The following is a 15292-nucleotide window of genomic DNA, read 5'->3' as shown; positions in this document are numbered from 1 at the left end:
GATTTTTAGCATATAATAGAGCGACTAGACTAAAAAATAAATTACTGAAAATAAGGGAAGATAAACTATGTGCGGAATTGTCGCGTTTTATAATCCAGAAATAAACGATAAACAAGCTGCAATTGGCAAAATGATGGCAGCAATTAAGCACCGTGGTCCAGACTCAGATGGACTTTACACTAATGATAAAGTGGCGCTTGGCTTTAGACGATTATCAATTATTGATTTGCGTGGTGGAAGTCAACCGATTTTTAATGAAGATAAGACGCGGGCAATTGTTTTTAATGGTGAAATTTATAATTTCAAGCCGTTAAGAGAAGAATTGATTGAAAAGGGTCATACCTTTACTACTAAGGCTGATACTGAAGTTTTACTTCATGGCTATGAGGAATGGGGAATGGCTGAGTTACTTAAGCGCATACGAGGCATGTTTGCCTTTATTATTTGGGATGATAATACACAAACAATGTATGGTGCACGTGACTTTTTTGGCATTAAACCATTATATTATAGTGATGACAATGGTCAGCTACTTATGGGCTCCGAAATTAAGAGCTTTTTGCAATTTCCAGGTTTTAAACGTCGTTTAAATACTGAAGCAGTTAAGCCATATTTGATGAATCAATACAATGATTTGGCTGAAACCTTTTTTAAAGGGATTCATCGTTTCCCGGCTGGACATTGGTTTGAGTATAAAGCTGGCAAAATGAAGATGCATCAATATTGGGATGCGGAATATAAAGCGAATAATTTAAGCTTTGAAGAAACTGTTAATAAGATTGATGAAGATTTACGTGAAACAGTTGAGCTCTACCATAATGCTGATGTTCCAGTAGGTGCCTTTTTGTCAGAGGGAGTCGATTCCAGCTATATTACTAGTATTTTAAATCCGGATGATGTTTTTTCGATTTCTTTTGATGATGCTACTTATGATGAATCATCTAAGGCTAAGGCACTAGCTGATATTAAAGGTTGGCAATTTTTCTCAGATAAGGTAAATGCTGATGAAGCAATGCATGACTTTGCTGAGATGCAATATCATATGGATGAGCCTGATGCTAATCCATCCATTATCCCTTTATGGTACTTGTGTAAGATGGCACGTAAGCATGTTACGGTAGCATTATCAGGTGAAGGTGCAGATGAACTGTTTGCAGGTTATGTTAATTATGGTATGCACACACATAACAATGTGATCAAAGCATTTACAAATCAATGCAAAAAATTACCTAAGAAGACTAAAGTTAAGTTAGCCCATAAAATTAAAAAAATGCCCAATTTTCCAGGGAAAGTTCATCTTTATACTAACTTAGCGGAACCAAGTGAATTTTATGTTGGTCAATCGGTTATTTATGATTTGGATTATCCAACGATATTTACTTCTCAAGATGCTAATAGTATTTTGAAACCATCTTATCGTAATAAATTAACTGTTAATGGTATCTATCAAACAGACTTTAAAAAGGTTAAAGACCTTGATAATGTTCGTCAGATGCAGTATATTGATTTGCATCATTTTATGCTTAATGACATTGAGCAGAAGGCTGATAAGATTTCCATGGCGCACTCTTTGGAATTAAGGGTACCGTATTTGGATAAAAAAATAGCGCAACGGGCTAATTCAATCCCCACAGAATATCTTGTTAATAAGCACGATACTAAGTATGCCTTGCGGAAGGCTTCTGAAAAGGTATTACCAGCTGAATGGGCTAAACGTCCTAAACTAGGTTTTCCAACTCCAATTAAACAATGGCTGCAAGAACCTCGTTTTTATAAACAGGTACGTGAACTATTTAGTGAAGCTTTTGTTCAGGATATTTTTGAACAGGATAAAATTTTGCAGCTACTTGATGATAATTACAAGGGTGATGGTTCGCATCGGCGACAAATTTGGACAATTTATACTTTCCTTGTTTGGTACAAATTGTTCTTTGTTGATTATGATGAGACAGTCAACCGCTATCAGCATGTACAACCGGAAGTAGCTAACTTAATTGAACAAGGCAAGTTAGTCTAATTAGGAGCAAATTTTAAAAAATGAAACAGGATTTTACACCAATTCTACTAGGTAGTGATATTAACGTTTATGGTATGGCTCGTTCATTCAATGAAGAATATGGTATTAAAGTTAAAGCACTAGCTGATAGTCAATTGGCGCCAACTCGTTACTCCAAAATTGTAAGCGTTGAACTACATCAAGGGTTTAGTGAAGATCCAACTTTTATTGAAGTTATGCGTGACCAGATGAAAATCTACCAAGATCATCAAGAGCCGGTGATCTTAATTGCTTGTGGTGATGGCTATGCCGAACTATTAGCTAAACACAAGGAAGAACTTGAAGCAACTTTCATTGTTCCTTATATTGATTATGATCTGTTGAAAAAATTAATTTCAAAAGAGGGCTTTTATCAAATTGCCGAAGAATATGGGCTTCCTTATCCTAAGACTAAGATTGTGACCGTAGCTGATTATCAAGCAGAAAATTATTTAAAGCTTCCATTCGATTATCCAATCGAATTAAAGCCAGAAGATCCGGTATCTTGGCTTGATGTTCATTTTGAAGGACGTAAAAAAGCTTTTACAATTCATAATGAAGCTGAATTAAAAGATATTATTAGTAAAATTTATAGCAATGGCTACAAAGCAGATTTAATTTTACAGGACTTTATTCCGGGTGATGATTCTAATATGCGTGTTTTAAATGCCTATGTTGATAAAAATCATCATGTTAAAATGATGTGCTTAGGTCACCCATTGCTAGAGGATCCTACTCCGCAGGCAATTGGTAATTATATGGCGATTTTGCCTGAATATGATGAAAAGCTGTATGAACAAGTTGAATCATTTTTAGAAAAATTAAATTATGTCGGGATGGCTAATTTTGATATTAAATATGATAATCGAGATGGTAAGTATAAGTTTTTCGAAATTAATTTGCGGCAAGGTCGATCAAGCTTTTACGTTACTTTAAATGGTTATAATTTGGCTAAATGGTACGTTGATGACTATGTTACCGATAGTTTGCAGGAAAAAGAGCCAGTTTATGGTAATAAACTTAAGTCGCAACATACTTTATGGTTAGGAATTCCGGTAAAAGTATTTAAGCAGTATGCTACTAATAATAATGCTAAACGTCTAGCTGAAGAATTAATTCATGAAGGACGTTATGGTACTACGGTTTTTTATGAAAAAGATCGTAATTTTAAGCGTTGGCTACTACTTAAATATATGTTCCATAATTATATAGGGCGTTATCAAAAGTATTATCAAGTGAATAAAGGACAGTTCTTTATTCAGCAGAAGAAACAATAATTTTAAAAGCTCATCTCACTTAAGAGATGAGCTTTTTAATGATTTTATAATGTCTCAAAGGCAATAACTTGATTTTTATAATATTTAGATTATTAGTCGGGGTGTTTTTTTGCACGCTTCTTGTTAAACTGGTAAATGGAATGCTAATTGGGAAGGACGGAATAAATGAAACTCTCACATGGATCAAATAATGAAACAGAAGTCAAATTGCGTTGGCTATTACTAGGCGAATTAGTAACCTGGATTGGGTCAAGCTTTGTTTGGCCGTTAACTTCAGTCTATTTGAATAAACAATTGCATATTAGTTTGTCAGTAATTGGTATTGTATTATTTTGTAATTGTGCCAGTAATGTCTTAGGATCAATTGTCGCAGGTTGGCTTTATGATAGATATAACCCATATCCACTAATTGTAATTGGTTTGGGAATCGATGCTTTAATTTTAATTTTGATGGCTTTATTTCATGGTTGGCCTGAATATTGGTTTTGGCTTGTTTTGACAGGATTTGCTAGTGGCTGGGATGGGACCCTAATTAATTCAATTGCGACAAGTTTGCGTAAATATCCAGGAAAATATGTGTTCAATTTGATTTATTTTGCCCAAAATGTAGGTACTGTCACAGGTACGCTTTTAGTGGGTTATTTGTACGATTTTTCAATTGAATTCTTATTTTTATTAGCGGCATCTTTATTTATAATTGGTTGTATTAACGCAGCAATTCACTATCGACCAATTAGTAATTTTCACCGGCAAAGGCATACAAGTGTAAAAGTTGGGGAAAAAAATAAATTTGAACCAATGCCTAAGTACAATACGATGTTAATGTGTGGTTTTTTATTGTCTTTGGCAGTCACTTGGTTAATGTATATGAATTGGGAATCGAACCTTTCAGTGTACATGGTGTCATTAGGTATACCATTTCATTTATATAGTTTGCTATGGACGCTTAATGGGGCAATTATCGTAATTGTACAAGTAATTTTAGCTCGTTATCCCTATTTATTTAAAAACCTATTTCAACAAATTATTTTTGGTACATTAATGTTTGCTATTTCTTTTGCTACACTTATTTTTGCTCGTGATTTTGTTCATTTTGCCTTATCAATGGTGGTCCTAACCTTAGGTGAAGCAACGGCGTTTCCCGCAGTTCCAGCATATGTTAATGAGTTATCTCCGCTTAGCAGTAAGGGAAAGTATCAGGGCGTGATTAATGTAGCGCGGGGAATTGGCCAAGCCTTTGGTCCCTTATTTGGGGGAATGATAATTGATCGTGCAGGATATATTCCCTTTTTTATTATTGCTGCTGGTGGGATATTTTTAATGGTACTATTACTTTTACCATTGTATGCTAAGTTAAGGAAATATATTAAGTTATATAAATAATGTGTTAAATATTTGTTGATAAGCTGTATAATTAAAATGACAATATTAATTTATTCAAATTTTAATTTTAATTTAAAAGGAGTGTTAGCATGAGAAAAAATTTTGCAGTTCGTGGCGGTAGCGGTGATGTAATTGAGCCTAAAGTAGGTACTCGACCGCAAGACAATATTTATTTGGCAGTTAATTCGGAATGGATTGAAAAGACAAAGATTCCGAGTGATCGCTCGCGAATGGCATCTTTTGATGGTATTGATGTTAATGTTGAGAAACATTTAATGCAAGATTTTGCAGACTTTGCTACTGGCAAAAAAGAAATTCCTGCTATCCCTAATTTAGCAGAGGCAGTCAAATTATATCAATTAGCTAGTGATTTTGATAAGCGTAACAGAGAAGGTGCTGAGCCAATCAAAGCCGATTTGAATATTTTGACCGGTATCAAGGATTTTTCTGATTTTAATTTAACTGCTCCTGACTTGACTACCTTTGCATCGCTACCATTTGGTTTTGATGTGGAGCCTGACATGAAAAATACCAAAGTTAATGTATTATACTTTGCTGGTCCAGGTACATTTTTACCAGATACTACCACTTATCAAACCGCAGATGCTCCCAAGTTATTGGCAATTTTACAACAGCAATCAGTTAAGTTACTTCAAATGGCTGGTATTGCTGAAGATGAAGCTCAAAAATATGCGGCAGCTGCTATTGAATTTGATGCTAAGTTGGCTAAAGTAGTCAAGTCTGCTGAAGAATGGGCTGATTATCCAGCTACCTACAACCCAATGGCGATTGCTGATTTTGAAGATAAATTTAGTGAATTTAAGATTCAACATTATCTTAAAGAAGTAATTGGTGAAGAACCCGAGCGGATTATTGTCGAAGAGCCACGTTATCTTGACCATATTAATGAAATTATTAATAAGGATAACTTCGCTGAAATAAAAGGCTGGATGATTGTTAACTTTATTAATGGTGCTGCCTCTGACTTGTCGCAAGAGTTTCGTGAAGCTGCTTTTCCATTTAGTCAAGCCCTATCTGGTCAACCTAAATTGGCTGAGGGCAATAAACAAGCTTACCATATCGCTGATGGAAGTTTTAGTGAAGTAGTTGGTGTGTATTATGGTAAAGAATACTTTGGCGCTGATGCGAAAAAAGATGTTGAAGATATGATTCAGCGGATGTTGGATGTCTATAAAGATCGTTTACAGCAAAATAGCTGGCTGTCTGCTGAAACTAAGAAAAAGGCAATCATTAAACTTGAGGCTTTAGAGCTTAAGATTGGGTACCCAGATAAGATAGAAGAAATTTACAATCGGCTGAAAGTGATTCCAGCCAGTCAAGGCGGTAGCCTTTATTCTAATGAGCGCGCCTTTGCTGTTGCAGAACAAAAGTACAATATTGAGCAACTACATCAAAAGGTTGATCGTACGGTTTGGGCAATGCCGGGTAATTTGGTTAATGCCTGTTATGATCCCCAAAGAAATGATTTGACTTTTCCAGCAGCCATTTTGCAAGCACCATTTTATGATTTAAAGCAGGATAGAGCAACTAATTTTGGTGGCATTGGGACGGTTATTGCTCATGAAGTTTCACATGCTTTTGATAATAATGGTGCTCAATTTGATGAATTAGGTAATATGACTAATTGGTGGACCGAAGCAGACTATGCTGAATTCAAAAAGCGAACACAAGAAGAAATTGATTTGTTTGATGGTATTGAATATGGACCAGTGAAATTGAACGGTAAGCAAATTGTTTCGGAAAATATTGCTGATCAAGGAGGCTTGACCGCTGCTGTTGAAGCTGCTAAGAATGAAAATGATGATTTAAAGAAACTATTTGAGAATTTTGCTCGTATTTGGGCAAATAAGCAATTAACTGAATCAATCAAGACGCAAACAGCCGTCGACGTGCATGCACCTGGTCCGTTACGGGCTAATGTACAAATTCAATGCCAAGATGACTTTTATAAAGTTTTTGCGGTAACACCTGAAGATGGCATGTGGCTAGATCCCGATAAACGCGTAGATATTTGGTAATTGGCAAACAACGTAACAAAAAACACTGATCAAAAATTTTTGATCAGTGTTTTTTTATATGCAGGATTATTAACTATTGAATTACTTCATCTTCATTTTTTAAATGAGAATAATCACATGAGGCGACTCGTTTAATATGTAAATCCCTACTTGGTCGACCTAAGATTAATGGTACGCTTTCGACTACAGTATCAGTATATTCCAAGCCAAACCAAGATGCAGGATTAGAGGACAAATTTTGTAACCAAACGCGAGCCGTAACAATCCATTTTTCAAAGCCTTTTAATTTAGTTAGTGGGCTGACGGCATCTTTGACAATGACGAATGAAAAGTCACCTACCTCTCGACCAGGTGAGGTTGTATATTCTTGTGGTTGCGATTCAATTGTTCCATCTTTAATTAGATCATGAACCACTTGGCGTAAATAAACATTTACACTAGTTTGCTTTTTAAAACCTAAATACAATTGAACGTTAATTACATTCTTGGTGTCATAAGTATTTACGGCATATTTTGCTGTATATGGTTCATTAGTAATGTTTACGGAAACAAACCAATAGGCTCCCGCTCTTTTTGGCCTTTTATCCAAAATTGAATATAAAATTTCACGTTTAATAAATTTATTATACTTCACTTTAGCCATGTAGACTAAGTTAGTAGCATAGACTGGATAATCATCATCGTGACTAAGATCAGTCAGCATATCAGTATATTTATCTAAACGAACATAAGTGTTCGCTCCTTCATGTTTGTCCCGAACCTTATTACCGAAGAACCAGATAAACATAATAATTCCAATGAAGCCAGCAATTAAGACTGTAACATAACCACCATGGGTGAACTTAGTTAAACTAGAAATTAAAAACATACCTTCGATGAAACCAAAAACGATAAGGAAACAAAGACGTAAAATCAGTGGATGGTCTTTGGCACCTAAATATTCAAATAGAAGCAAGGTAGTCATTAACATGGTAACCGTGATAGATAGACCATAAGCAGCTTCCATATGCTCTGAGGTACGGAAGAACATAACAATTGCAATCGTGACTACACAAATCATTTTATTAACAGCAGGGATATAAATCTGCCCGTGTTCAGTTGTAGGGTAGTTGATTTTCATTCTCGGTAAGAATTTAAGTCCACTTGCTTCAGACACAAGGGTAAAAGATCCGGTAATTAAAGCTTGCGAAGCAATAATAGCAGCAATTGTTGCTAAGATAATTGCAAATAAACGTAAATTAGTGGGTACCGCCTCAAAGAAGGGATTTAGCTCCGTTCCGTTTGTATGGTAGTTTGGATTTTGCAAAATCCAAACGCCTTGTCCCAGATAGTTTAGTGCTAAGCAAATAAAGACATATGGCCAAGAACCTAAAATATTACCACGACCAACATGACCTACATCAGAATATAAGGCCTCTGCGCCAGTTGTTGCCAAAAAGATTGAACCTAAGATAAAGATACCAACTTTATTAGCAGGACTAAATAAAACTTTGATAGCTAAAAGAGGATTTAGTGCCTCTAGGATAGACCAATCTTGCATCATATTGTGGATGCCAATTAAGCCTAAGAAGCTAAACCAGATTAACATAATTGGTCCAAATGCCTTACCAATTATGCTAGTACCAAAAGCTTGAATTGAAAATAATAGTAATAAAATTACGATAGTAATGATAATGACAGAATTTTGATCAGGAACAGGGATGCTTGAACCAAAGTGCATATTTTTTAGCCCTTCAATTGATGTTGTTACTGTTACTGCAGGGGTTAAGGTGCCGTCAGCCAGTAATGCTGCACCGCCAATTAATGCTGGCATTACTAGCCACTTAGCTCTTTTACGAACAAGTGCATATAATGCAAAAATTCCTCCTTCGCCGTGATTAGTTGCGTTGAGAGCAATCATGACATACTTAACAGTCGTCAATAAGGTAACAGTCCAAAAAATCAAAGAAATTGAACCTAAAATTAGCTCACGGTTAACATTGGCAATACCGCCGTTGCCAGTTACGATTGATTTCATAACGTATAGCGGACTAGTACCAATATCACCGTAAACAATTCCTATCGTAATCAGCAGACCTGCTACTGAAATCTGTTTCTTTTTTCGATCCATAGTTATTCTATACTCCAATAGATTAATATAAAAATTGTTTAAGTAAAAGAGAATGTCAACTTGACATTCTCATCTAAGGATATATTTTGTTCTTTTTTTAGTTATAGTACAAGTAAATTATGACAAAGAAGTAGAAATATTATCACGACGATTTTCATACCAATTATTCCAATCGTCATATGAAGTCATCTCTGCTGCTTTGATATTATCTTGATGAATAATTTCATCGACAATGTTTTGGAGATTTTGCGCATGGTATTGTAAAGCATGCCGCATAAGCTCTTTTTGTTCAAAATGAATATTATCAAGTAGGTAATGGTTAATGTCAACCATATTAGAATTGGTATCATATAAATTCATGATTTCCAAATCTTGTTGGTTGAATTTAGCAATGTAAAAGTAAGTAAAAACTTGGAGATAGTCAGGCTGTTCAGTAAACTCAGTCTGTGGCATAGTAGTCCATGTTGCTTCAGGCATAACTACTTTTAGTTCTTCTTCTTTTAATTCTTTTTCTTTATCTTGTTCTTTTTCGTTATCTGTATCTTTGATATTATTTTCTTTTTCAGTCAAAGCGGACACTCCTTTAATAAAAATAGGAAACGTGAAAGTCAATAGTAATTTTACCGACTTTAGCTAGTAAAAGCAACTATTCTAATGATGGCTGCTTAATAGGGTTAGTCTTTCTTACTATATGCATGAGTAAAACGAGTAGTTCCATTAGCAATAGTACAAGATAACCAAAAACGCCCAAGTTAAGGGCGATTTTTTGGAGTTAAATTAGGGCTTTAGATATTTTTGCACATCCTTTTTAGTAATTAGATTAGGATTAGCTCGCTTAGAGCTACGGTAAAGATCAATTAAGTCCTGTGGGCTCCATGACATAGCATCGTAACCCAACTTACCAACGCGTTTACGTAATTGGGCAATTTGATTTTTGGCAACAGTTTTACCGTTAACTTGGTGATTGCCCATTGAGCCTTCACCAGTTTTGCCAGCATTGCCAGTTGCGCCAATACTATTTTGGGCATTATTGCTTTTAGCATGGTTATTTGAACTGGATCCATTACCTGAGATAGCGGCATAACCCTGAATAGCAGATTTACCATTAGTGGCAGCTTTTTTATCCTTTTTAATTCCTGCTTGAGCGATATTTTTATATTTTTGGTAGTATTTATCGCCAATGTAAGGTAAATTTAAAACTTTTTGGTATTGTTCAATAGCTTTTAAATATTGTTTATCAGCCTCAGCTTGAGAGGCGGTTGCAAAAATTGGCTTAATTTCGTGTTTATAATCATCTTCTACGTCTTCAACAAGAGACTTCAACTTTTCTCCCTGTTTGGTTAAAACAGGATACCCATTACTTTTAGTGATGACTTGATTGATAGCTTTTAATGCCTGATTATATTTACCATCTTGGGCATATTTAATTGTAACAAGCATGTTATCAGCCTGACTTTTATAAGCAGCTGCTTGTTTGGTCTTTTTAATATTTAGTGCCTGCTTAAACTTATTACTAGCTTCAGCATAATTTTTATTTGCGACTGCTTTTTTACCATGTGTAATTGCTTGATTATAGGAAGCTTCAACTTGATTATTAGTTGAATTTTGTTTAACAAAAAAGAAACTGCCTCCTAAGACAACAACTACTGCAGCTACAATTGTCCAAATCGTAGTTTTTTTCATAATAGGAATTTGTCCTCCTTACTAATATTAATATTAATTATAGTTTGTTTGGATTGATTTGACTACCTAAGGGCTGTTTTTAATAAAAGAAAGTCAATTTTTTAAAAAATGTTACATTTTGATTTTTTAATTCGTTATTAATAGTGTAAGAGATCTAGCGCGCAGATTGCTTACTTAAAACAGTTTTAATTAAGGAAGGTTGATAAAAATGAATTTTGAACTAATTGATCAAGCAATAGAATATACGTTTGTCGATGAAAACAGTAATTCTAAAAAAGGCAAAAATCGTATCTTTCCCCATGTTAAAAAGGGAGCAACAGCAACGGGATTGGCCCAATTTGGCACTGCCATTGCCAGTTTGCAAGGTAATAGCTTAGGCAGTGCGACTTTAATTCAAAAGCAAGCAATTAAGCTAAATGAGCAAGACTAAAGATTAATAATGATAGGAAGAAAGGCAAAAATCATGTCCGTAAAAAGTAAAATTTTGCAATTAACATTCTTAAATGGTGCTGGTAAAAAGACTAATGTTGCTTTACCGGATGCAATTGAAAATTTAACTGCAGTCACTGTTGAAAGGGCAATGAATCAAATTGCTCAAGCAGACAGCTTTAGTAAGGATGGAGTTGATTTGTATAAAATTCCTCAGTCTGCTTCATATATTGAACGAACTGTTACTAGTTTGTTCGACCATACTAGAAATTAGGAAAGTAGATCTGCAAATTCTGATGATACTGCAAAAAATAAGTTATAAACTGCGCCATTTATGGCGTAAACTATAATTATTTCACCGTTAAAGTCACGCAAACTATAAAACGCGTGACTTTTTTGATATATTCAAATTATTTTGTTAATATTTTGTAAAATAAAAAGTAAAATAAAATAACGATTATAACTTTAATTTGATAAAAAAACTGAATTCATAGGCTTAATTAATATTGCAAAATTTAGTCATTTTGAAAAAAATGAAACCGTTTATTACAAAAGTATGTAAAATAACCCCATACCTTGCATTTTAGTTTAAAGCTAGGTACAATATGGAATGTGGTAAGTAATAGCTATGCTTCAGGTTCGACAGCCTGTACGCATGCGCGTTCTTCAGTTGGAGAGCTACCTCATAAGAGTTATAAACTTATGAATTCGACTCGAAGGGTGTTGTAACAATGTAGGATCAAAACGACTGAACCTATAGCCTATTACTATTTTGTATATACACAAGGAGGAAAGACCACATGAAGAAAAATTTAAGAATTGTTAGCGCTGCTGCTGCTGCATTATTAGCCGTAGCCCCAGTTGCTACTTCTGTTGTATCAACTGTTTCAGCTGATATTAACGTACCGGTTGAAGGTGGAACTACTAATACAGCTCCAGCTGAAGCTTCAATCAAGTTAAACATCACTAACGTTGCTAGTTTAGCAGCAAATGATCCAGCTTCTAAAGTAACTGCATCACTTGCAACCCCAACTTTGCCAACAGGTGCTTCAGTATCTGTTTCAAAAGCTAAGGTTTACACAGCTACAGCTGATGCTACAGCTCCAGCTAAAGGTAAAGTAGGTTCCGGTACTGAAGTTACACAACTTGCTACTGGTGCTACTTACTATGCTGCTGCTACTATTACTCTTACTGGTTTAACAGCTAATAAGGAATACAAGATTACAGCTAATGGTACTACTTACACTGTTAATGCTGATGCAACTGGTACAATTGCTGGTTTTGGTATTGTAAGTGACGGCTTCAACCTTGCTGATGCAACTAAGACTGGTGCACCTTACGTTAGAGAAAACAAGACTGATGGTAAGGCTGTAGATGCTGGCTCAGTTGATCTTACTAGTGCTCAATTGAATGTAGCTGCTGTAGTAGCTGCAATTAACGCTAAGTATGTAGCTGCTAACACCACTACTGATGCTAATGCTGCTACTGCTTCATTTGCTGATGTTGAGGCAGATGTTCGCGCTGCACTTAAGAATGCTGGTGTAACTGTAAAGGCTGATAGTAGTTTTGATAAGCCAGCAGCTGCTTTCCCAGTTACTTTGAACTTGAAGTCAACTAATGGTAAAACTGCTACTTTTGTAGTTACTGTTAATCCACAAGCTGCTACTGATGATTCATTCCCATTAATCAGCTACAATGGTACTGGTTATGTTGGTAATAAGACAATTGATGCTCTTCCAGATAGCGCAAGCTTCAACTATGTACCAGTTAATGGTGTAGTTGACAAGAAGGCTATTGAAGATGCCTTTACTGCAAAAGTAAGTAACACTACTGGTGCAGCTGCTATGACACCAACTGTTGATATCAGCAAGGTAAACACTAAGGTTGCTGGTAAGTACCCAGTTACTGTTTCTGCTACTAACGCTGACAAGAAGACTACTAAGGTAACCTTCATGTTAACTGTTGGTACTAAGGGTGCTACTTATAAGACTGTTCAATCAGATGTAGATGTTCCAGTTTACAAGATTACTGGTAACACTGTAACTGACACTAAGACTGTTGTTAAGAACGGTGACCAAATTGCTACTTTTGGTGATGCAATTGTAGTTAATGGTAAGTCATACACTCACATTAACAGTGCCGATTCAGACCTTTACGTAGAAACTAAGTACGTTGATGGTTCAGTTAAACCTGGCGACAAGGTAACTAAGAAGGTTATGCACAATGCTTACATTTACGATGCTAACCACAAGCGTGTTGGCGACAAGACTTTAGCAGCTTACACTAACGTTGACGTTTATGGTAAAGCTACTAAGCTTGCTGATGGTAGCTTAGTTTACAAGATTGGTGACAACCAATACGTAATGGCTGACAACATTGATGGTACTGTACGTACTTTGACTCACAATGCTTACGTTTACAAGACTAGCACCAAGCGTGCTGACCGTCGTGTATTGCGTAAGGGTGAGAAGGTAACTACTTACGGTAACCCTTACAAGTTCAAGAATGGTAAGTCATACTACCGTATCGGTGGACCTGCTAAGCAATACGTTAAAGTTGCTAACTTTTAATTAATTAGTCAATTAAATAATTAATTACCAGAGCGGAAACGATTATCGTTTCCGTTTTTTGGTGTTTAAGTTAAAGTTGTTCATGATAGTATTACTATAAATGTATATTTTATTGTGCTAGAAAGGAGTATTATCATGAATAAGACGCATACTACTTGTCACTTACCACATAACCCGCGCTATCAAGTTTGGTCAAAGCAGTTATTACAGGAACGAGTTGGAAAAGATAAGGCAGTAGAGCAATATTTAATTAGGACTAACACTTATTTGCTTAATGCCAATACACTTGCAATTTATGAATTTCATCAGCAACCATTTTTAGGAATTTATAAAAGCGTGATTTTTGATTGTCAAGAAGGGATTGTACTTTGTCAGCAAAGTAGTAGTGCCCTAATCACTGCTTTTGCACAAAAAGTCTTACTTGGTGGGTTAGAATTTCAACGAGAATTAGCCGATAAACTTAATTTAAAAGGACATAATGTAATTGCAACTGGGAATTTAACCTACTTTTCCCTCCAAAGCTATAATAGTAGCAATGTTGACTGGATAGCCTTACATCAAATTAGTAAATTTGAGTTTTTAAGTTCAGCAACCGTTATTTTTAAAACAATTAACTATAACGGGCATCGTTACAGTTTTATTTTCAATAAGCATAGTAAATATTTATTTGAAAAGATATCTAATGCTTTATTTTTTAATCATGTAATTTCTAAATTATTAGCACAGCATGCAGCTATTTATTTTGGGATTACTTTATCCAAAAAACGTGGGCCCTCGTTGATTGATCAATCTGATTATTTTCATCCGCATAAGGCAATAGGTGATCTTTCCTTGAAGAGTATTATTTCTGCTGTTAATCAAAAAAGGCAACTAAGGTATGTACACTATTTAGCTGACGAATTTGAAATGCCTTATTTAATTGAGGCAAATAAGACAGTATATTATTTAAGCAAACGACCAGATACGTTATATTAAAGTAACAGCTAAACCAATTCGGTTTAGCTGTTTTTTAACCGGATTTTGGTCGCCTACAGTTAAAAGCCCGCGTAAAATATTAATAATACTAGAAAATAAGGTTAATTAAGCTAATGGCATTTTAGCTCAGGTTAATTATGGTTTTCAGAATTAATTTAAACTTGCTAATCTGATGATGCACAAGCGCTTGTGACAATATATTGAAAGGAATGTCACAAATGAAGATTAGTGAGCAGGCATTTTTGCTGGCTTGGCATAATCAAAAATTAGTCCGAGATGCTTTGAAATATGTACATGTTAGCCGAACTTATCAAGGTTATGAAGATTTATTTCAAGAAGGAATTATCACTTATGCTGGAATGATTGAACTGCATGGAAAGTTGACAAGGGAATTGAACCGCTTGAGTTTTCGAAAAGTAGTTTGGCATACAATCGATTTATTACGTAAAGAAAAGCGTAACCAAAATCTTGAACATATTTTGAAATTATTAATAACAAATAGACAATTTAGTAGTCCTGAGCTCAACTTGGCGTTAATACAAGAGCTTCCTAAGCTGAACAATACTGAAAGAATGTTATTTTATAGTCATTTAATTAATGGACAATCAATTACATCTATTGCACAAAAGAATCAGATTAATCGAGTACAATTGCAACGAGTTAAACGTCAGCTATTAGTCCATTTACGGAAAATTTTGATTTTAGATTACGATTTGTAATATAACGTATTCAATATTACTTTTTGACTACAATTAAAACTAATCTATTGTTTATAGTAAGATTGCTCGATA

At 35.0% G+C, this 15292-nt stretch carries 12 protein-coding genes; 9 read left to right on the top strand and 3 right to left on the bottom strand.

Features of this window, described 5'->3' with window-relative positions; genetic code table 11:
* Positions 1 to 67 precede the first annotated feature (67 nt).
* From asnB to F5ESL0225_RS07220, 4 genes are all read left to right on the top strand, one after another.
* Positions 68 to 2017, top strand: coding sequence for an asparagine synthase (glutamine-hydrolyzing) (asnB, locus tag F5ESL0225_RS07235; protein WP_122022274.1), 1950 nt, complete (start codon positions 68 to 70; stop codon positions 2015 to 2017).
* 20 nt (positions 2018 to 2037) lie between these two features.
* Positions 2038 to 3312, top strand: coding sequence for a carboxylate--amine ligase (locus tag F5ESL0225_RS07230; RefSeq protein WP_122022273.1), 1275 nt, complete (start codon positions 2038 to 2040; stop codon positions 3310 to 3312).
* Positions 3313 to 3477: 165 nt separating this feature from the next.
* A complete protein-coding gene (locus tag F5ESL0225_RS07225) occupies positions 3478 to 4695 on the top strand; it encodes an MFS transporter (RefSeq protein ID WP_122022272.1) in 1218 nt (405 codons plus the stop codon).
* Between the two features lie 89 nt (positions 4696 to 4784).
* A complete protein-coding gene (locus tag F5ESL0225_RS07220; protein ID WP_122022271.1) occupies positions 4785 to 6734 on the top strand; it encodes a M13 family metallopeptidase in 1950 nt (649 codons plus the stop codon).
* Positions 6735 to 6807: 73 nt separating this feature from the next.
* Here the strand turns inward: F5ESL0225_RS07220 and F5ESL0225_RS07215 are convergent, their stop codons facing one another.
* The 3 genes from F5ESL0225_RS07215 to F5ESL0225_RS07205 form a co-directional block, all read right to left on the bottom strand.
* The gene (locus F5ESL0225_RS07215; RefSeq protein ID WP_122048156.1) at positions 6808 to 8844 is read right to left on the bottom strand and encodes a KUP/HAK/KT family potassium transporter; all 2037 of its coding nucleotides are present in this window, start codon (positions 8842 to 8844) and stop codon (positions 6808 to 6810) included.
* Between the two features lie 117 nt (positions 8845 to 8961).
* A complete protein-coding gene (locus F5ESL0225_RS07210; protein ID WP_199716454.1) occupies positions 8962 to 9414 on the bottom strand; it encodes a hypothetical protein in 453 nt (150 codons plus the stop codon).
* Between the two features lie 207 nt (positions 9415 to 9621).
* On the bottom strand, positions 9622 to 10527 hold the full coding sequence (locus F5ESL0225_RS07205; RefSeq protein WP_122022269.1) for a hypothetical protein: 906 nt from the start codon (positions 10525 to 10527) through the stop codon (positions 9622 to 9624).
* A gap of 208 nt (positions 10528 to 10735) precedes the next feature.
* On the opposite strand from F5ESL0225_RS07205, the gene F5ESL0225_RS07200 reads away from it, so the two are divergent.
* The 5 genes from F5ESL0225_RS07200 (at position 10736) to F5ESL0225_RS07180 (ending at position 15220) form a co-directional block, all read left to right on the top strand.
* Positions 10736 to 10957 carry a DUF1659 domain-containing protein gene (locus F5ESL0225_RS07200; protein WP_122022268.1) on the top strand — a complete coding sequence of 74 codons (222 nt, stop codon included), beginning with the start codon at positions 10736 to 10738 and terminating at the stop codon, positions 10955 to 10957.
* 9 nt (positions 10958 to 10966) lie between these two features.
* Positions 10967 to 11230: a DUF2922 domain-containing protein gene (locus F5ESL0225_RS07195; RefSeq protein ID WP_233551666.1), complete on the top strand. Its 264-nt coding sequence runs from the start codon at positions 10967 to 10969 to the stop codon at positions 11228 to 11230.
* 526 nt (positions 11231 to 11756) lie between these two features.
* Positions 11757 to 13526, top strand: a complete 1770-nt coding sequence (locus F5ESL0225_RS07190; RefSeq protein WP_122022267.1) for an SLAP domain-containing protein — start codon at positions 11757 to 11759, stop codon at positions 13524 to 13526.
* A gap of 135 nt (positions 13527 to 13661) precedes the next feature.
* Complete coding sequence (locus tag F5ESL0225_RS07185; protein WP_122022266.1) at positions 13662 to 14501, top strand: hypothetical protein; 840 nt, start codon at positions 13662 to 13664, stop codon at positions 14499 to 14501.
* Between the two features lie 218 nt (positions 14502 to 14719).
* Positions 14720 to 15220, top strand: a complete 501-nt coding sequence (locus tag F5ESL0225_RS07180) for a sigma-70 family RNA polymerase sigma factor (protein WP_122048155.1) — start codon at positions 14720 to 14722, stop codon at positions 15218 to 15220.
* Positions 15221 to 15292 lie beyond the last annotated feature (72 nt).

The sequence above is a fragment of the Lactobacillus sp. ESL0225 genome (genome assembly GCF_003692905.1).
GTDB classification, from domain to species: domain Bacteria; phylum Bacillota; class Bacilli; order Lactobacillales; family Lactobacillaceae; genus Lactobacillus; species Lactobacillus bombicola.
The sequence above is the reverse complement of the archived record's forward strand: the minus strand, read 5'-3'. Positions and strand labels throughout refer to the sequence as shown.